This is a genomic window from Rhodococcus sp. MPR-R1B (genome assembly GCF_058793255.1).
In genome coordinates, this window is record NZ_JBXAFO010000001.1 from 498,039 (window position 1) to 516,145 (window position 18,107).

The 18,107-nt window shown below is 62.0% G+C and carries 17 protein-coding genes; 8 read left to right on the forward strand and 9 right to left on the reverse strand.

The window, feature by feature from the left end:
* Nucleotides 1–127 precede the first annotated feature (127 nt).
* Together AC1Q61_RS02495 and AC1Q61_RS02500 are read left to right on the forward strand one after the other, a co-directional pair.
* Nucleotides 128–1,768, forward strand: coding sequence for a PucR family transcriptional regulator (locus AC1Q61_RS02495; RefSeq protein WP_030536470.1), 1,641 nt, complete (start codon nt 128–130; stop codon nt 1,766–1,768).
* 79 nt (nt 1,769–1,847) lie between these two features.
* Entirely contained in the window at nt 1,848–2,963 is a 1,116-nt protein-coding gene (locus AC1Q61_RS02500; protein WP_042447159.1) for an NDMA-dependent alcohol dehydrogenase, read from the forward strand.
* Nucleotides 2,964–3,021: 58 nt separating this feature from the next.
* On the opposite strand, the gene AC1Q61_RS02505 is transcribed toward AC1Q61_RS02500, so the two are convergent.
* Both AC1Q61_RS02505 and AC1Q61_RS02510 read right to left on the reverse strand, forming a co-directional pair.
* Nucleotides 3,022–3,924, reverse strand: coding sequence for an alpha/beta hydrolase (locus AC1Q61_RS02505; protein WP_228232592.1), 903 nt, complete (start codon nt 3,922–3,924; stop codon nt 3,022–3,024).
* A 294-nt stretch (nt 3,925–4,218) separates the two neighbouring features.
* Nucleotides 4,219–4,809 carry a GlcG/HbpS family heme-binding protein gene (locus AC1Q61_RS02510; RefSeq protein ID WP_042925227.1) on the reverse strand — a complete coding sequence of 197 codons (591 nt, stop codon included), beginning with the start codon at nt 4,807–4,809 and terminating at the stop codon, nt 4,219–4,221.
* A 184-nt stretch (nt 4,810–4,993) separates the two neighbouring features.
* Between AC1Q61_RS02510 and AC1Q61_RS02515 the strand changes: the two genes are divergently transcribed.
* Nucleotides 4,994–6,163: a sensor histidine kinase gene (locus tag AC1Q61_RS02515; protein WP_492650779.1), complete on the forward strand. Its 1,170-nt coding sequence runs from the start codon at nt 4,994–4,996 to the stop codon at nt 6,161–6,163.
* On the forward strand, nt 6,160–6,789 hold the full coding sequence (locus tag AC1Q61_RS02520) for a response regulator (RefSeq protein ID WP_042925164.1): 630 nt from the start codon (nt 6,160–6,162) through the stop codon (nt 6,787–6,789). Before AC1Q61_RS02515 ends, AC1Q61_RS02520 begins: the two co-directional genes overlap by 4 nt.
* A gap of 21 nt (nt 6,790–6,810) precedes the next feature.
* On the opposite strand, the gene AC1Q61_RS02525 is transcribed toward AC1Q61_RS02520, so the two are convergent.
* The 6 genes from AC1Q61_RS02525 to catA all read right to left on the reverse strand — a co-directional run bounded on the left by AC1Q61_RS02525 (nt 6,811) and on the right by catA (nt 12,051).
* Nucleotides 6,811–7,176 (reverse strand): cupin domain-containing protein, encoded by a 366-nt coding sequence (locus AC1Q61_RS02525; protein ID WP_042925167.1) that lies wholly within the window; start codon nt 7,174–7,176, stop codon nt 6,811–6,813.
* Between the two features lie 17 nt (nt 7,177–7,193).
* Complete coding sequence (locus tag AC1Q61_RS02530) at nt 7,194–8,657, reverse strand: benzaldehyde dehydrogenase (RefSeq protein ID WP_215516133.1); 1,464 nt, start codon at nt 8,655–8,657, stop codon at nt 7,194–7,196.
* Nucleotides 8,658–8,811: 154 nt separating this feature from the next.
* Complete coding sequence (locus AC1Q61_RS02535; RefSeq protein ID WP_003940292.1) at nt 8,812–9,759, reverse strand: helix-turn-helix domain-containing protein; 948 nt, start codon at nt 9,757–9,759, stop codon at nt 8,812–8,814.
* Between the two features lie 6 nt (nt 9,760–9,765).
* A complete protein-coding gene (gene catC / locus AC1Q61_RS02540; protein WP_042925169.1) occupies nt 9,766–10,047 on the reverse strand; it encodes a muconolactone Delta-isomerase in 282 nt (93 codons plus the stop codon).
* Nucleotides 10,048–10,060: 13 nt separating this feature from the next.
* Nucleotides 10,061–11,182 carry a muconate/chloromuconate family cycloisomerase gene (locus AC1Q61_RS02545; RefSeq protein WP_003940572.1) on the reverse strand — a complete coding sequence of 374 codons (1,122 nt, stop codon included), beginning with the start codon at nt 11,180–11,182 and terminating at the stop codon, nt 10,061–10,063.
* Nucleotides 11,183–11,211: 29 nt separating this feature from the next.
* Entirely contained in the window at nt 11,212–12,051 is an 840-nt protein-coding gene (catA, locus tag AC1Q61_RS02550) for a catechol 1,2-dioxygenase (protein ID WP_003940427.1), read from the reverse strand.
* A gap of 199 nt (nt 12,052–12,250) precedes the next feature.
* Here catA and AC1Q61_RS02555 point away from each other — a divergent pair, with 199 nt between their 5' ends.
* Entirely contained in the window at nt 12,251–13,021 is a 771-nt protein-coding gene (locus tag AC1Q61_RS02555) for an IclR family transcriptional regulator (protein ID WP_003939932.1), read from the forward strand.
* Here the strand turns inward: AC1Q61_RS02555 and AC1Q61_RS02560 are convergent.
* Nucleotides 13,018–13,944, reverse strand: coding sequence for an AraC family transcriptional regulator (locus AC1Q61_RS02560; RefSeq protein WP_215516151.1), 927 nt, complete (start codon nt 13,942–13,944; stop codon nt 13,018–13,020). The two genes, AC1Q61_RS02555 and AC1Q61_RS02560, sit on opposite strands and share 4 nt — an antisense overlap.
* Nucleotides 13,945–14,228: 284 nt before the next feature.
* Here AC1Q61_RS02560 and AC1Q61_RS02565 point away from each other — a divergent pair, with 284 nt between their 5' ends.
* From AC1Q61_RS02565 to benA, 3 genes are all read left to right on the forward strand, one after another.
* Nucleotides 14,229–14,798 (forward strand): flavin reductase family protein, encoded by a 570-nt coding sequence (locus AC1Q61_RS02565; RefSeq protein WP_042925172.1) that lies wholly within the window; start codon nt 14,229–14,231, stop codon nt 14,796–14,798.
* A gap of 11 nt (nt 14,799–14,809) precedes the next feature.
* Nucleotides 14,810–16,438 carry a 4-hydroxyphenylacetate 3-hydroxylase family protein gene (locus AC1Q61_RS02570; RefSeq protein WP_042925173.1) on the forward strand — a complete coding sequence of 543 codons (1,629 nt, stop codon included), beginning with the start codon at nt 14,810–14,812 and terminating at the stop codon, nt 16,436–16,438.
* A gap of 260 nt (nt 16,439–16,698) precedes the next feature.
* On the forward strand, nt 16,699–18,096 hold the full coding sequence (gene benA / locus AC1Q61_RS02575; RefSeq protein ID WP_042447174.1) for a benzoate 1,2-dioxygenase large subunit: 1,398 nt from the start codon (nt 16,699–16,701) through the stop codon (nt 18,094–18,096).
* Nucleotides 18,097–18,107 lie beyond the last annotated feature (11 nt).

Below are 18,107 nucleotides of genomic sequence, written 5' to 3' on the forward strand. Positions count from 1 at the left end.
CGGGGTTAGCCTGTAATGACCCACCGGCCGAGGAGCAAATGTGCAGCCACTTTCTGTAGCCCTCCCGCAAGCGTCGACAGGTCCGAGGAATAACGGGCCGAGTGTCGGCACCACCCTCGGCGCCCTCATGCATTCCACGGACAAGTCCGTGATCGAGCTTCTGGAAAGCCCGGACGGACTCGATGTCGAAATCCGTTCGATCGCCCTCGTCGAGTCCTCCGATATCGACGGCACCGACAGCCGTGGTGCGATCTCCGACATCTACCTCCCCGTGGGGGTTCCCGAATCGACGTTGACGCAGTGGTTGCGAAAGTTCGAAGGCAGGCCGGCGAGGCGTCGTCCGAAGCTCTTGCTCGTCAAGAATGCGCGCGAGGCGACGACGCTTCTCACCGCCGCACGCAACATCGGAATCGCAGTGGCCGCGGTACATCCGCAGGCTAGTTCCGGACACGTCTATTCACTCGTACAACGACTTCTGACACAGAGCATGTACCGTTCGCGGGCCGTCTCAGGAGCTGTGGCCGGTGGCGATTCGGATCTGTTCGCGCTCTCGGAGACGATCGCCGAATTGACCGGCGGACTCGTGACGATCGACGACACGGCACTCCATGTCATCGCATATTCAGCTGCTCACGAAGGTGAAGACGAACTCCGTCAGCTCTCCATACTGGGCCGGGAGTGGCCGATCGAATACACCGAATGGATAGAGCGCAGAGGCGTGTTCGAGCATCTCAGGCGATCGGACGAGGTCATCAGTCTGCCCTCCGAGCCGAGCATCGGAGCCGCGCACAGGTTGGCTGTGAGCATCACCCGCCCGGACCTGTCAGCGCCGACGGGTTCTGTTGCACACCAACACAATCTCGGCAGCATCTGGGTGCAGCGCGCCTCTGAACCTCTTTCCGACGACGCCCAAGCGGTATTGCGGGGTGCAGCGGCAGTCGCCGCACGCATTCTCATGCGAACCTTGGACGCCTCCAGCCGCGAGAATGCCCAATTGCAAAGGCTGTTCGGCGTTCGCTCCGGCGGAGTCGACATGCACTCGCTGGCCGGCTCCTTCGGCATCAACACCGACGGACCGTCTGCGGTCATCGGATTTGCGACATCACTCGCGCCCGGATCGAATCTCGATCGAATCACCAACGCCTTGCGCCTGCGCGCCAGCGCATTCCGCAGCGACGCGGTCACAACGATCATCGACAACCGGATCTACGTGCTGTTTCCTCAGGCCGAACACGAGGTCGCGATCAGCGACTGGGCTTACGACACCGTGGGAGTAGTCGAGGCCCGTGCGGGCATCAGCGTGCGCGCCGCCGTCGCGGTCCCGATCGCGCGATTGCACGGCGTACCCGAGGCGCGTCGAGAAGTGGACCGCGTGCTCGATACCACCGATGATCACGAAACCTCGAAGGTCACCACACTCGCGGCGTCACGCACCGCGGTGTTGCTGGGCGAGATACTCGACCTCGTTGCTGATCACGAGCGATTGCGGGACCCTCGTATCGACAGACTCGTCTCCTACGACGACAAGAACACCTCTGACATGCAGTTCACGCTCACGGCCTACCTGACAGCTTTCGGGGATGTGAAGAAGGCCGCCTCGTCTCTGAAAGTACATCCGAACACGCTGCGCTACCGCATTCGGCGCGCTGAACAGATCATGGGCATTTCGTTGGACGAGCCGGATACGCGACTGCTCACCGAACTGCAACTCGCCATCTTGGGACGCACCCCGGACGAGTCTGAAAGATACGAAACGTCCGATCAGTGAGATAGGCCTCGAGCCCGTCCTGAACTCTCGAGTAGACAACTGAGGAAGCCGAAGAACAACTCTGACCTCAGGAGATACCTTGCGCACTCGTGGAGCCGTCATTCGCCAAGCACCAGGCACATACGAGGTGGTCGATCTCGAACTCGATTCACCCCGCAGCGGCGAACTCACTGTCAAAATGGTCGCCTCAGGCCTGTGCCACTCGGACGATCACATCGCCAGCGGCGACCACGGAGTCGGCCGCTACCCCATCTGCGGCGGACACGAAGGCGCCGGAATCGTCGTCGAGGTCGGGCCGAACACGGAAGGATGGTCCGAGGGCGATCATGTCGTGTTCTCGTTCCTCGCCGCCTGCGGCCGTTGCCGTTGGTGTGCAAGCGGAATCCAGAACCTCTGCGACAACGGCGCCGCCATCATGACTGGCAGCAGACCCGGCGAAACCTCGAGTTACAGAATGTCTCTCGACGGTCAGCCCGTCGCACAAACCTGCGGCCTGTCCACCTTCAGTGAATACACCACGGTCAGCACTCTCTCGGCTGTGAAAGTCGACAAGCACCTGCCACTCGACGCTTTGTGTCTGCTCGGCTGCGGCGTCGGAACCGGTTGGGGCGCCGCGGTCAACTCCGCTCAGGTGTATCCCGGGCAGACGGTCATCGTCATGGGCGTCGGCGGAATCGGAATCAACGCGGTGCAGGGCGCCTCGCATGCCGGCGCCGCCCACGTGATCGCGGTGGACCCGGTTGCGTTCAAGCGCGACAGTGCATTGAAGTTGGGCGCCACCCATGCCGTGGCCACCATGGAGGAAGCCACCGACATAGCGCGCTCGTTCACCAACGGCCAGGGCGCGGATTCGGCCATCGTCACCGTCGGTGTCACCACCGGAGAACATGTCGCGCAGGCATTCTCGTCGATCCGCAAGGCAGGAACCTGCGTCGTCACCGGCCTCGGGAAGATGACGGACGTCGGAATTCCCGTGAGCCTGATGGAACTCACGCTGTACCAGAAGAGAATTCAGGGATCCCTGTTCGGTGCATCCAATCCCACCGCCGACATTCCCTGGATGATCGATCTCTACACCAGCGGCAAGCTCGAACTCGACGGACTGATCACCAACCGATACACCCTCGACCAGATCAACGACGGTTTCGCCGACATGCATGCCGGTCGCAACCTCCGTGGAATCATCGCCTTCTGAGCGAGTTCTCTCCGGACTTTCGATCGAGAGCAAGTCCGGAGAGATCCTAACTACAGCTTCACCAGGCGTTCATGGTGTCGAGGATTTGTCCTCTGGCCATCCACAATTCAGCAGACCAATACGGCCACGAGTGAATTCCGGCGGGCGGAAAGCTGTACGTCGCTGGGATTCCCAAGGATTTCAGGCGAATTTCGAATGCACGCGCGTGCACCCACGAGAGCGCCTCGAGCCCCATGCCCGTCGCCGTGTGGAAGTAATCGATCGGCGCAGAGGGATGATCGTACGGTCCCGGGATGCCGTTGGACGACGAAATGTACATCGACAGTCCGCGAAGCGATTCCGCGTTGACGAACGGGTCGTTGCGAAGCCATCCGGATGACCACGGCGGGCCCCACATCGAATCGACGTTGTACCGGCCGGCGTCGAACATGGCTACGCGGATCGCTTCACGCATACCCGGACCCGAGATATTGATGTAGCCGGACAGCGAGCCGGCGAACTTGAACTGATCCCGATGATGCCCCGCCAGGTTCAACGCGGCACTGCCGCCCATCGACAACCCGATGATCGCATTGTTGGTTGGTGAAACGCCATACCCTGCAAGGAAGTCCGGAAGCTCGCGGGTGAGGAACGTTTCCCACCTGTACGTTATCGGCTGAGCGTTGAAATTGGACGGCGCGTACCAATCCGTGTAGAAACTCGACTCACCGCCGACCGGCATCACCAACGTGATGTTGTCATTGCGGTACTGATCGAGTGCGTTCGTTTCGAAACTCCAAGCATTTCTGTCGTTTTGCGCGCGAAGACCGTCGAGCAGGTACAACGCGGCGTTGCCACCGCGCGCGGCCCACTGCACCTGAACCTTGATGTTTCCCATCGAAGACGGGACCCACAACTCGTCGTACCCACCCCATGGCGCCGAGCGCGCCGGAGTAGCACTCGCAGCGGTCGGACCTAACATACCGCCGAGCAGGAATATCGACAACAACGCCGCTACGAGCACCCGCACCCGCCGTGTATTGCGTTCGGGCAACGTGAATCTGATTCTCTGCAAGGTTGTGTCTTTCCCCGAAACTGCGCATCAAGAAACTCGCTTCGGTAAGTGCATCGTCGGTTCCACTGTCGACGTGTTTGTCCCTTTCCTGGGGCTCCGGTGTTACAAAGTCGAGGTCATCGCAACAATCGGACAACTGTCGTGCCGAGCGAATCCAGGTGGCGAAAAGCACAATTCACGAAGCACGCTGAATGCGCTCACTCAGCCGAGTGACGAAGCGATCGCATCACGACCTGCGGCAGCACACGCTTGGTCCTGCATTCCGTCTGGAGCGCCACCGACACCGATACCGGCGATCGACCCGGCTCCAGCCTTCAATGTGACTCCACCTGCAAGGAAGAGAGTGCCGGGAAGGTCGGCGATGGTTGATCCTTCGCCTTTGGTACGCTGCGAGAGGTCACTGGTGTCGGCTCCGAAAGCTGCAGAGGTGTATGCCTTCTCGCGTGAGGCTTCCACCGTGTGCTGGGCTGCGTTGTCGCCGCGCACCATGGCGATGACATTTCCCGCGCGGTCTACGACGGAGACGGTGACGAAGCCGAGACCGTCGGCGCGGCATTTCGCCAGGGCCGCACCAGCAGCCTTCACTGCTGCGTCGGCACTGAGTCGATTCTGAGTGACAATCGCCGAATCACCGGTCGCGGCAGGCTGCTGCGTGGCAGAAATCGACGTCGTGCTCGATGCGTTCGCCACCGGTGTGTCGGTGGTCGAGCATGCGGCGCTGGCAAGGATTGCGACAACCGGAACGGCGACAGCGAGCGTACGGGGAAGTCGTGTGTAAATGCGGTGGTTCATGTCGGGCACACTTTCAATCGAATGGTTCGAAACCGTCCACTACAGCGTCGCGTCCGGGTGCGGGTGCGCACATCGGGCGCTCGGGTGACGAACCGTGCCCCCTACGGCTACCCGGATATCATCCGAATGGTTGATACGACGGCCTGGTGCCCTCCGTAACATTCGAGGGATGAGTAACGGAGCCATGAACGCCGACGCCGAACGCGGCCTACGCGGCCCGTTGGCGTATGCGATCCACGCGTCGTTCTTCGTACTGCTGTCTACATCGGGAGTTCGGTACGTCACAGTCCACGGGACCAGCGGTCGGTTCGGGGTGGTACTCGTCCTGGCCGTGGTCCTCGCCCTGCTCTACGCCGTCATGGCCACGGTGTCCTCGCGAGATGTGGTTCGCCAACGGCTGTGGATGTGGCCGGTACTGAGCGCATGGGCAGCGCTGGTCTGGCTTGCCCCGAGTTTCGCGTGGTGTGCGTTTCCCGTTCTCTTCCTCTGCATTCGTCTGTATCCGAGCAAGATCGCCTACCCCCTCGTCGGGATCCTGGGCGTCCTCGCCGGTATCGCGTTCTACCGGGTCACCGGTCGTGCCGAATTGGTGACACTTCTCGGGCCGCTGTGCACCGCGGCACTGGTCGCGGCCGCGTACGGGCAGATGGAACGAGATGCCCGAGAACGCCTTCGGCTTCTGCGTCAGGTAGCAGAAGCGCAATCTGCATTGGCAGATACCGAACGCGCTGCCGGCGTTGCCGCTGAGCGAGAGCGCCTCGCGCGCGAAATCCACGACACAGTTACCCAGGGACTGGCGAGCGCCCTTCTACGGCTCGAGGCAGCCGAACAAACGTGGAATACAACGGGTTCGCCGTCTCGAGCCGATGTCGATGCCGCAGCAGAGAACATCCGAACGAGCTTGATGCAGAGTCGCGACCTCGTCCACGATCTGGCGCCGACCAAGGGCGGTACGGGCGACTTCGACGCCTTGGTCGTGGCCGCCGCCCGCCAGTTCGTCCCGGCCGTTCGGATCCGCACCGTCGGTGAAGCCGTCATCTTGCCCTCGGACGTAGCTCATGCCGTCGTGCGAGTGGTCTCGAGCGCGTCCTCCAACATCGCCCGCCACGCTCGCGCCGAAACGGCGGGCGTGACGATCACGTATCTCGACCACTCCGTCTCCGTAGACATCTTCGACGACGGCGTCGGCTTCGATCCGGGAAAGCTCGCCGACCATTCTCGGTACGGTGGATACGGCCTGCGTGCGATGCGAAGCCGCGTCGCACAGCTCGGCGGATCGTTCACCGTGGAAAGTGCAGCGGGAGACGGCACCGTCGTCGCGGCCCAGTTCCCTCTCGAACGGAGGATCCGGTGACCACCACCATTCGCGTGTTCCTCGTCGACGATCATCTGGTCGTGCGAGCCGGGCTGAGAGCGCTGCTGAACACTCAGCCGGACGTCGAAGTAGTAGGCGAAGCATCGTCCGGCGAGGAGGCGGCCACGGCGATACCGTCGGCCTCACCGGATCTGGTGATGATGGACCTGGACATGGGCACCGGCATGCACGGTGCAGAGGCGATCAAACGCCTGCGAAGCGACAGTGTCGACGTTCCCGTACTGGTTTTCACGACGTATGACACCGACGCCGACGTCGTGCGGGCCGTGGACGCCGGTGCCATCGGTTACCTACTCAAGGACTCGACGCCCGACGAGATCTTCGGCGCGGTGCGCGGCGCGGTAGCCGGGCGCAGCGTTCTCTCTCCTACCGTGGCCTCTCGTCTTGTCCAGCAGATGCAGCGCCCGCAGGAAGCGCTCACCGCGCGTGAGTCCGAACTGCTCAGTCTGCTCGCCGAGGGGATGACCAACCGCGAGCTGGGTAAAGCACTCTTCATCAGCGAAGCGACGGTGAAAACACACCTCGGGCACATCTACGCCAAACTCGGTGTCGATAACCGCTCTGCCGCAGTGTCCGTCGCACTACGTCGCGACGGAATACGCTGACCTCGGTGGCGGCCGAACAGCTCAGCCGCCCATCGCCTTACGCACTCCGTCGATCAGTTCGAGGAATTCAGCCTTGGGAGCAAAGTCGACATACTCCGAGTCGTCGATCGCTCCGGGAACGTGACCGGGTGCCCAGTAGAACACGTCGCCGGCATCGTAGGTTTGCCGACCTGCTTCGGAATCTGTGTAGATCCTTCCTTTCAAGACGTATCCGTAGTGCGGACATTGACAGCGCCCGCCTTCCAATTGTGCGAACGGTTCGGCAAAGTCTGCACCAGCAGGGATTTTGACGAAGTTGACGATCATGTCGCCTTCTTCTCGCATCCGCAGTTCGAATTCGCCGTCCTGCAACACGGTGGGAAGATCATGAGCCGAGATGGTGTGCATAGGAGTACCTTTCGGCTTCAGAAGGGGAAGGTCTGCGCTGCTGGCCGGCTGGTTCGCCACTGCCAGGTGGTGAATTCGTCCCAACTGCTTTGAGTTCCGAATCTCGCGCCGTTTCCGGAGGCACCCGTGCCACCGAATGGTGCATAGGCATCGTTGTTCAAAGTCTGATCGTTTATGTGCACGATGCCGGTACGCAGTCGGTCCGCGATCCGCTCGCCGCGTTCAACCGATCCTGTTTGAATGGCAGCAACCAGACCGTATTCGCTGTCATTGGCCGACCTGACTGCCTCGTCTTCGTCCTTGACGATCACGACGGGCGCCACGGGTCCGAAGATTTCTTCACGGAACGCGGGCATATTCGAGGTGACTCCGGCCAGGACGGTCGGCTGATAGAAGAGCCCTTCGTATGTTCCACCGGCGCGGATTTCGGCGCCGGCCGCCTTGGTGCCCTGGACGATTCGATCGACGTTCGCAATCTGCCGCGCGTTGATGAGCGGTCCGAGAGCGACGTCGCCTGTATTGGGATCCCCGACCGGCAGGACCGCTGCGCGCTTGGCCAGCAGGTCCAGGTACTGATCGGCGACCGATTCCAACACGATGTGGCGGCCTGCGGTCATGCAGACCTGCCCCTGATGCAGGAACGAACCCCACGCGCCCGCCGAGCTCGCGGCATCCAGGTCTGCGTCGTCGAGGACAATCAGCGCATTGTTCCCACCCAGTTCCAGCGAGACACGCTTGAGCGTGCGACCGGCAGTTGCCCCGACCTGACGGCCGACGGCGGTCGAACCCGTGAAGGACACCATCGCGATGCTCGGGCTCTCGCACAATGCCTGACCAGGTTCCGCGTCACCGGCGAGCACATGCAGGAGGCCTTCGGGAAGACCTGCGGACGTGAACAATTCCGCGATGACCGCACCCCCGCTGATCGCGGTTTGAACATCCGGCTTGAGAACGACGCCATTTCCGAGCGCCAAGGCGGGGGCGACAGCGCGCATGGCGAGGAGAAGCGGGAAATTCCACGGGCTGATCACGCCGACCACACCCAGGGGCACCCGGCGACCGATGCTCGTGCGCCCCTCCTGGCTGGCGGGCAGAAGGTGCCCGAACGGCTGTGTCGGCAGTGCCGAGGCTTCCCACAGTTCGGAGATGACAAGATCAACTTCGAACGCGGCTTTCCCTGGTACGGAACCACCTTCACGAATCAGCCAGCGCTCCACCTCGGCTCGCTCGGCTTCCAAAATCTGCGCTGCCTTACGGATCACCGAAGCGCGGGCCTGCCCGATCGTGGCCGCCCACGCCGGCTGCGCGGCCGACGCGATGTGTGCCGCTCGATCGATATCCGCAGCAGTCGCCGTGCCGATCACACCGAGCACCTCGCCGGTAGCCGGTTCGAGCGACTCGACGGTGTCACCGCCTCCGTCGATCCATTGGCCGTCGAAAATCTTTCCGTGCCATTGCTGATGAGCGAGCAGATTCGTCATGAGTTCCTCGATTCGTAGCTTTCGCTGCGGCCCTCGCTGTTCGTGGACCTGAGCTCTTCGCGAGCTTGAAAAAGCGATCTGAAACACACTCTGCCCCGGTATTCGGGCTCCCAGTTGTCGTGATCGGACACGTTTGTTGTTCGGATGCGACAGATCAGTGACGTTCGCGGGCGTTCGGATCAGGCGAGTTACGTACTTCCGACGGCGCCGCACCGAATTCCGCTTTGAACGCACGCGAAAACGCTGGTGCGTCATGGAAACACCATCGTGCGGCCAGGATGGAGATCGAATGACCCCGCAGTGAGACGTCGGTGAGATCGCGGCGTACGCGGATCAACCGTTCGCGGCGAATCAGCGCACTGAGGGTCAGATCCCCGTCACCGAAGTGACGCTGAACGGTTCGCGGCGACAGGTGCAACGCACCGGCGATCGACGCGACCGAGAGGTCTGGTGAGTCGAGATTCCGAAGCGCATATCGCAAGATCTCCTCTCGCGTCGAACGTCCGGGTGTCGCGGGCGCAGATCCTTGCATCAGAACTGCCGAAGCGAGATTGACTCCAGCATCTCCGAGAAGCCCGGCTGCGCTGCCGTCGACCTGGGATGCAACAGCGCCCGAGATGAAATTTTCCAGCAATGCACCGGACCCACGCCGACCGTCGTGGGTGCGCTCGAGCGCGCAATTCAGTTCTCGCTCGGTCAGACTCACCGCACTGCGCGGTAGGGTCATGACGGTGCACGACCAGTGACCGTCGAAACGCAGCGCGTACGAATGCTCGACGTCGTAGAGAATCATCGCGCCGGGCGGGGCCGTCAACTCGCGGTCCGATTGGCGCAGTATCGCGCTCCCGGTTCGGACCGTGCAGATCTTGAGCAGATCACTACCGTGTCGCTTCGCTGCGCGTGCGCTCCGCCGCAGTATCTGCGGCGAACCGGAGATGTCGAAAGCGCCTACGTCCCCGAGACTTACGCCGCTGACCGTACCGACAGGCGCGGCATCGACAGAACTCTCGGGGCACAGGCCACCGAAGGTCTCCGACATCTCGCAGTGCCACTGCTGCACAGATTCCGGCAGGCTCGGAGGCGTGGCAGACACGGCAGACATGGCGGGCTACTTGATCGAAGATCCGTGCTGCGTCAACGGCATGACCTCGATGGTCATGTACGGGAACAGGGGCAGGTTCCAGAGAATCTCATGGAGTTCGTCAGCCGACTCGACATCGAAGATGCTGATGTTGCTGAACTGTCCCACAATTCGCCACAGATGTACCCACTTTCCCTGTCGCTGAAGGTCTTGCGAGTACGCCTTCTCCGTTGCGACGGTATCGGCGCGTATTTCCGGATCCAGGTCGCGCGGAATATCGACGTCCATCCGAACGTGAAAGAGTGCCATGTTCTTCTATCCTCTAGTTCCTGGTCCAGGTCTTGACGGCGTCCATGTTCAGTTCGACTCCCAGGCCAGGTCCGGCGGGGAGGTGCAACTGACCCTCGGAATACTTCAGGGGTTCCTGAAGCAACTCTTCGCTGAAGAGCAGTGGGCCGAAAAGCTCTGTTCCGAAGTTGATTCCGGGCTCGGCGCACGCGAAGTGCAACGAAGCGGCGGTGCCGATCGGGCCTTCGATGGACGTCGCACCGTGGCACGCGATACCTGCGGCCTTGGCAATCGCGACGATGTCGCGGCTGCGCTGGAGGCCACCACATTTGGTGGTCTTGAGGGCGATGACATCGGCGGCGCTCCGGCGGGCGATTTCCAGAGCATCGTGGGGGGTCTGCACACTCTCGTCGGCCATGATCGGAATCGGTAGAAGCCTACTGAGTTCGGCGAGGACCTCGATTTGGTCTGCCGGAGTGGGTTGTTCGATCAGTTCGACTCCACCCTCGGCGAGTTGTGGCAAGTACCGCAGGGCAGTGAAGCGATCCCACCGTGCGTTGACGTCGACACGGACTCCGGCGTGGCCGTCCAGCGCCTGCGCGATGTTGACGATGCGCGCAACGTCGACTGCTGGATCGAGTGCTCCCATCTTGAGTTTGAAGCTGAAATTGAGCCGGGATTCGAGCTTTTCGTGAGCTTCCTCGATGATCTCGTCCGCCGGCGCAGCACCCAGTGCCCACGTGACGTCGACACTCTCGCGGAAAGCCCCGCCGAGGAGCGTGTGCACGGGGACTCCCAGGCTACGCGCCCAGGCGTCGTGCAACGCCACGTCGACGGCGGCCTTCGCGAATCGTGCATTGGCAACAACTTTTTCGATGTCGGCCATGATCGCGGTGATGTGATCCACGCGCCTGCCGACCACCACCGGCGCGATGTACTTCTCGATGATGACCTGCATCGTCTCCACCGATTCGCCACCCCACCACGGCCCGCCCGGAACGACTCCTTCGCCGTATCCGATCACCCCGTCGGAGGTGCGAATCGCGACCAGCAACAACGGCTGCGCCGTCATTGACGTGGTGGCGAACTTGTGGGGGCGAACCAGCGGAACGTCGAGGATGGTCGTCTCGATGGAGACGATCGACAGGTCTGTCATCAAATCACTTTCTTCAGAGCAGTTGTGGATCAGGCCGGATCGAGCACGAAGTCGTATGTGACCCGGTTGGTTCCGTCGGCACCTGGCTTCGGATCGAGAATCAGTTCGGGCTTCGTCGCCGTTGCCACGTCGTTCTCGATCCACTCTCCATCCTTGAAATAGAGCTGGGTGGTGATGGTGCGCTTACCGGGAGCCTTCACCATGAGGTGCAGGTGAGCCGGACGCCACGGGTGCCAGCCGGCCTTCTCGATGAACCAGCCGGTGGGGCCGTCGGTCGGGATCTGGTACGGCGCAGGCTGAATCGTGGTGATCTCGAAGCGTCCCTCGTCGTCGGCGACGATCGTTCCGCGGAGGTTGCCGTCGGGGATGTGCGGCGCGAAATGGGAGTAGTAGCCCTCGTCGTCCGCGTGCCAGAGTTCGACGGTTGCACCGCCCAACCCCTTGCCGTCGAGATCGCGAACCTGGCCCTCGAAGACCAGCTTCGATCCAACCTCGTTGTCACGCATCGGAAGTTCACACTTGGCAGGCAACGTCTTGGCATCGGCAACGTAGTACGGGCCCTCGATGCTTCCCTTGGTGCCGTGCTGACCGCGGTACGCGACCTCCTCGACGTTGTGCTCGAGGAAGACGTCCAGCCACAGGGGCCACTCGCCGAACTGGCCGATGTCGATGAGCCACTGCTTGAGGACGCGGTACTCGGGGTAGGTGATGCCGTGCTTGTCGATGACGCCTGCGAGTGCCTCGAGCACGTCCTTGGCGATGGCCGAGACGCGTTCGGGCGGGGTGTCCGCGCTGACTCGTTCCTGGAGGAACTTGTCGGTGGCGGCAGTACCCGAACCTACTGCGGTGGGGCTCTCGGAAGTGGTCATGTGGTCCTCCTCGGGGCCGTATGTGGCTGTTACCGGGTGGGTGCCGTACTGCTGGGCTGCGTCGGCTCCCCAAGTTTGGGTTGTACGCTCTGCGTACATCTGTTACGCTGTGCGTACGCTTGTACTGTGCGCCCAGTCACAAGGTTTGTCAACCTTCGAAGGCGCCGATCGGGCATACCCGCAGATGAAAGGCCATTCCGTGAGCGAGAACGATCGCGATTACATCCAGAGCATCGAGCGTGGATTTGCTGTGCTGACGGCCTTCGACGAGAAGAACCCCAACCCGTCGCTCGCCGATCTTGCCGCCGAAACGGGTCTCTCCCGCCCAGCGGTCCGGCGCATCCTCCTCACGCTGCAGAAGCTCGGATACGTCACCGGCAACAACAGTCGGTGGTCGCTCACCCCACGCGTTCTGAGCATCGGGCAGCACTTCTCGGCATCACATGCCTTGACGGAGGCGGCGCTCCCTCGTCTGTTGGAGATCGCAGAACACACCCACGAGTCGGCGTCGCTCGGGGTGCTCGACGGTGTCGACGTGGTCTACGCCGCGCGTGTACCCGTCCGGCGGATCATGAGCATCAACGTCAGCGTCGGCACCCGAGTGCCTGCATATGCCACCTCCATGGGTCGAGCCCTGCTAGCTTGGGCGCCAACCGAAATCGTCGACAACGTCATCGCGAACTCCACGTTCGACGCCCTCACACCCACCACGATCACCGACGAAGGCGCATTCCATACCGCCCTCCGGGTGGTGCGCGAGCAGGGATACGCGCTCACATCGGAGGAACTGGAAGACGGCCTGATTTCCCTCGCTGCTCCCGTCCGCGACGCCGGTGGAAGCGTCGTCGGAGTGACAGCGTGTTCGACCTCGGCCGGACGAACATCCCCGGAAGCTTTCCGCGCCGACGTCGCGCCTTTCCTCGTCGAGAAGGCGAACCAACTCAGCGCGGACATGGGGTACCGAAGCTAGCGCCTCAACACCTCGGAAGGCAGCAATCCGTACTTACGCCGAAAGGACGACGCGAACCGTCCGGTGTGCGTGAAACCCCATCTCACAGCGACATCGGTGACCGTCGTCGAGTCGTCGGCATCCACCAGATCTGCATGGACCCGCGCGAGACGGATGTCGAGCAGGCATTCCGACGGACTCCGGCCCACGTACTGCCGAAATCCCTCCTGCAATCTCCGTACGCTGACGCCCGCCACCTCCGCCATCTCGGCTGCGGTCCACACGCGGGCCGGGTCGTCGTGCATCTCGTCGAGCACCCGCTTGACGATGCGCGGCCTGGCGTGTCGCACCGCGTCCTCGCTTTCGGGCATTGCGGCAAGGACGAATGCCGTGACCACGGCGCCGGAGAGCTGACCTGCCACCAGGTCGTTGTGCAGCACGCCGACCGGGCCGAGTATCTGATCCGACAGTGAGCGAACAAATTTCAGCCATCTGGCTCCGTCGTCGCCCCGAAGATCCACCTGATCAGGCAAGTGCATTCCGGGTCGACCGAGAACCTTTTCCATCTCACGGTCGAGGTACTGACGGTCCATCCGGACTCCGACGATCTCGCAGTCCGCACTCCACCGCGTAATTCTCGTCGTGATGTCGGGTGGACATACCGTCGCAACACCCTGCGTCGAGAGCACGTGCGAGCCCGCGAACACCGACTCGAGCTCGCCCGAGAGCGGGATGTTCACCCCATAGGCACCGGGATGATCGGATTCGACGGCGACGTCTGCTCCCCACCGAATATGAGCGATCCTCAGCGGTCCCAACTCGGTGGTGCACACCCCGACTCCACTGGCCGCATGCCGAGACAACGGCGTCAGCGTGTGCGGAAAGTAGGCGTCCGAAACCGCATGACACGCCTCGTCCCAGTCGCGGGGAGCTGTACCGATCATGAGTCGACCATCGTCCTTCTTCACCTTCCAAACCCGTGACCAGCCACATTGCCGAGCAAGGGCGCTGAACATCATTGAACACTGTGTCCCCGGTCACTTCCAAGAGAAAACGGGTACGGGCCGCGATCGGGTGCGCAATCCGGATAGCCACCGCGCTGTACGGATCGACCGAAGCCTGCGCCCGCCGTACGTTCGTCTTCACTCCCGGCGCGAGTCGCCCACTACTTCCCTCCCGCACTTCGCGGCACTCTCACTCAACCGCCATCCGACAAGGAGGTCCGGTCATGGAACAAAATCAGCTTCGAGGAATCTTCGGTCAATTCGCGAGCGGCGTCACCGTCATCACCTGTACCAATGCCGACGGTCAACCACACGGAGCCACGGTCACCGCATTCACGGCCATTTCCCTGGAACCACGGCTGTGCCAGATCACGATGACTCGCAAGTCCAAGGCGTGCGGCTACCTCGGCAACGCGCCGTTTGCGGTCAACATCCTTGCCTCCGACCAAGTGGACACGGCCATGCATTTTGCCGGCCGACCGCAGCGCACCGAACCGAGGTGGATCGACGGATCGACCGCTCCCCTGCTCGACGGCGCCGCAGCAACCATCTCGTGCGTCCCGTGGAGGGAGTACGACGGCGGTGACCACATCATCTTCATCGGCGAGATCGTCGACGCTCAGTCGAGTGGCAAGGATCCGCTTCTGTTCTACCGAAGCACTTTTCACGATCTAGGCGCTACCTCGTCGACCACAGTCTGGAACGGAAGTCAGGACGACCCCCACAGCGGCTGGTTCGACGCCACCACTTCGTTCACCCCGATTCATCTTCAGCCCGCACCCCAAACGATCTGAGAGGCTTTGCCATGACGACCACCGAAATTCCTCCCACCGGCGTCGATCCCGCAGATTCCGGAGCGCCACAGGTCAATCCGGCCGCCGATTGCGAAGCCAACCGCACGAAGAACTTCGCCACCCGACCGATGACCGGTGACGAGTACATCTCGAGCCTGCAGGACGGTCGCGAGATCTGGCTTCACGGTGATCGCGTCAAGGACGTCACGACACACCCCGCGTTCCGGAATCCGATCCGCATGACCGCGAGGCTGTACGACGCTCTGCATACGGGCGAGCACGTGGACGCCTTGACCGTTCCGACGGACACGGGCAACGGCGGTGTCACCATGCCGTTCTTCCGCACTCCGACGTCCTCGGCCGATCTGCTCAAGGAACGCGATGCCATAGCGACGTGGGCTCGTATGACCTACGGCTGGATGGGCCGTTCCCCCGACTACAAGGCGAGTTTCCTGGGCACCCTCCACGCCAACAAGGAGTTGTACGCACCGTTCCAGGACAACGCCGAACGCTGGTACCGCGAATCGCAGGAGAAAGTTCTGTACTGGAACCACGCGATCATCAATCCCCCGGTGGATCGCCAACTTCCACCGGACGAGGTCGGTGACGTCTTCATGAAGGTGGAGAAGGAAACCGACGCAGGTTTGATCGTCAGCGGCGCCAAAGTGGTCGCCACCGGATCGGCGATCACGAACTACAACTTCATCGCTCACTACGGTCTGCCGATCAAGAAGAAGCAGTTCGCCCTGATCTGCACGGTACCGATGGACGCGCCGGGTGTGAAGCTGATCTGCCGCACCTCGTACACCGAACATGCTGCGGTGATGGGCAGTCCGTTCGATTATCCGCTGTCGAGTCGCATGGACGAGAACGACACCATCTTCGTCTTCGACAAGGTGTTGGTTCCGTGGGAAAACGTCTTCATGTACGGCGACGTCGACCGGATCAACGCATTCTTCCCTCAATCGGGCTTCCTGCCGCGCTTCACCTTTCAGGGCTGCACTCGCCTGGCCGTCAAGCTCGACTTCATCGCCGGACTGTTGATGAAGGCACTCGAAGCCACCGGCGCCGGCGGCTTCCGCGGAGTCCAGACCCGTGTCGGTGAGGTGATCGGGTGGCGAAACCTCTTCTGGTCGTTGACCGAATCGATGGCACGCGATCCCGAACAGTGGGTCGGCGATTCGGTGATCCCGAAGCTCGAGTACGGCCTCACCTATCGAATGTTCATGATCCAGGGGTACCCGCGGATCAAGGAGATCATCGAACAGGACGTCGCGTCGGGCTTGATCTACCTGCCTTCGAGTTCACTCGACTTCAAGAGCCCGGACGTGCGTCCGTACCTCGACAAGTACGTTCGCGGTTCCGACGGCATCACCGCCGTCGACCGCGTGAAAGTCATGAAGGCGCTCTGGGATTCGATCGGGACCGAGTTCGGCGGCCGACACGAACTCTACGAGCGCAACTACTCCGGCAATCACGAGAACGTCAAAGCCGAACTGCTGTTCGCAGCCCAGAATCGTGGACACGCAAGTTCCATGAAGGGACTGGCCGAGCAGTGCCTGAGTGAATACGACCTCGACGGCTGGACGGTCCCTGACCTCATCGGCAACAACGACGTCTCGTTCTTCAAGAACCGGTAATCCCCTCGGCAGGTAGGGCGGACTCGCGATGTCGAGTCCGCCCTGCTCGTCGTCTTCAGCAGGCATGGCCCATCAGCAGAATTCGACGAACACTGCACCCTTGGTCAGGACTAGGCAATTGCCTAGTGTGACCCGAGACACACGATGTCAAGGTGAATTCAGTACCGGACGCAGCCCCGTCCGGAAAGCGGGTCCCACCGATTTGGTCCGACAGCCCTCGGCTTTCTCGGTAGGCGCCCACTCTTATCTGGAGGACACCCATGACGGATATGTTGGATGCTGCCCGCGGCACCGACCAGTTCGCGAACATCCGCGCCGCCCTCGACGACGCGCTCGTCGAGGACCCGGAGACCGGCCGCTACCAGGTGCGGCGCAGCGTCTTCACGGACGAGCAACTGTTCGAACTCGAGATGACGCACATCTTCGAAGGCAATTGGATCTACCTCGCGCACGAGAGCCAGATCCCGAACGTCGGCGACTACTTCACCACCTACATGGGCCGTCAGCCCATCGTGATCACCCGCAACAAGGACGGCGAATTGGGTGCGCTGATCAACGCATGCAGCCACCGCGGTGCGATGCTCTGTCGCCGTAAGACCGACAACCGAACCACCTTCACCTGCCCGTTCCACGGCTGGACCTTCAACAACAGCGGAAAACTCCTCAAGGCCAAGGACGCTCGCACCGGTGGCTATCCGGAGCAGTTCAACAAAGACGGCTCACACGACCTGACCAGGGTGGCGCGGTTCGAGAACTATCGCGGCTTCCTCTTCGGCAGCCTCAACCCCGACGTGCTGCCACTCGAAGAGCACCTCGGTGACACCACGAAGGTCATCGACATGATCGTCGATCAGTCACCTGACGGACTCGAAGTTCTGCGCGGTGCATCCACCTACACCTACGACGGCAACTGGAAGCTACAGACCGAGAACGGTGCCGACGGCTACCACGTGTCTTCGACGCACTGGAACTACGCCGCTACCACCGCTCGCCGCACCGCCGGTGAATCGTCCAACGAGACCAAAGCCATGGACGCCGGCACCTGGGGCAAGCAGGGCGGTGGATACTTCTCCTACGACTACGGCCACCTCCTGCTCTGGATGTGGTGGGGCAATCCCGAGGACCGACCCCTGTTCGAACGCAAAGCAGAACTGGAGGCTCAGTTCGGTTCCAAGAAGGCCGAATTCATGGTCGGTGCGTCGAGAAACCTCTGCCTGTATCCGAACGTCTACCTCATGGATCAGTTCAGCAGCCAGATCCGGCACTTCCGTCCGATCTCCGTGGACCAGACCGAAGTCACCATCTACTGCATCGCGCCCAAGGGAGAGAGCGCCGAAGCGCGCAGCAACCGCATCCGTCAGTACGAGGACTTCTTCAATGCCAGCGGTATGGCCACCCCGGACGATCTCGAAGAGTTCCGTTCCTGCCAGAAGACCTACCAGGCAGCCGGCGCCCCGTGGAACGACCTCAGCCGTGGCGTCACACACCAGATTCCCGGTCCGAACGACGTCGCGAAGGATCTCGGCATGAATCGTGTGCTCTCGAGCGGAGCCAAGACCGAGGACGAAGGCTTGTATCCCATTCAGCACGGGTACTGGCGCGACGCCATGCTTGCGGCCGTAGATGCCGAGCAAGCCGCTTCCAACCGGACCATCTGAGGACGATCACC

Bases quoted from the DNA above. Each gene is read 5' to 3' on its own strand.
- AC1Q61_RS02495 (WP_030536470.1), top strand. From the start codon at position 128: ATGCATTCCACGGACAAGTCCGTGATCGAGCTTCTGGAAAGCCCGGAC.
- AC1Q61_RS02505 (WP_228232592.1), bottom strand. From the start codon at position 3,924: ATGTTAGGTCCGACCGCTGCGAGTGCTACTCCGGCGCGCTCGGCGCCA.
- AC1Q61_RS02510 (WP_042925227.1), bottom strand. From the start codon at position 4,809: ATGAACCACCGCATTTACACACGACTTCCCCGTACGCTCGCTGTCGCC.
- AC1Q61_RS02515 (WP_492650779.1), top strand. From the start codon at position 4,994: ATGAACGCCGACGCCGAACGCGGCCTACGCGGCCCGTTGGCGTATGCG.
- AC1Q61_RS02525 (WP_042925167.1), bottom strand. From the start codon at position 7,176: ATGCACACCATCTCGGCTCATGATCTTCCCACCGTGTTGCAGGACGGC.
- AC1Q61_RS02530 (WP_215516133.1), bottom strand. From the start codon at position 8,657: ATGACGAATCTGCTCGCTCATCAGCAATGGCACGGAAAGATTTTCGAC.
- AC1Q61_RS02535 (WP_003940292.1), bottom strand. From the start codon at position 9,759: ATGTCTGCCGTGTCTGCCACGCCTCCGAGCCTGCCGGAATCTGTGCAG.
- catC (WP_042925169.1), bottom strand. From the start codon at position 10,047: ATGGCACTCTTTCACGTTCGGATGGACGTCGATATTCCGCGCGACCTG.
- AC1Q61_RS02545 (WP_003940572.1), bottom strand. From the start codon at position 11,182: ATGACAGACCTGTCGATCGTCTCCATCGAGACGACCATCCTCGACGTT.
- catA (WP_003940427.1), bottom strand. From the start codon at position 12,051: ATGACCACTTCCGAGAGCCCCACCGCAGTAGGTTCGGGTACTGCCGCC.
- AC1Q61_RS02560 (WP_215516151.1), bottom strand. From the start codon at position 13,944: ATGATCGGTACAGCTCCCCGCGACTGGGACGAGGCGTGTCATGCGGTT.
- AC1Q61_RS02565 (WP_042925172.1), top strand. From the start codon at position 14,229: ATGGAACAAAATCAGCTTCGAGGAATCTTCGGTCAATTCGCGAGCGGC.
- AC1Q61_RS02570 (WP_042925173.1), top strand. From the start codon at position 14,810: ATGACGACCACCGAAATTCCTCCCACCGGCGTCGATCCCGCAGATTCC.
- benA (WP_042447174.1), top strand. From the start codon at position 16,699: ATGACGGATATGTTGGATGCTGCCCGCGGCACCGACCAGTTCGCGAAC.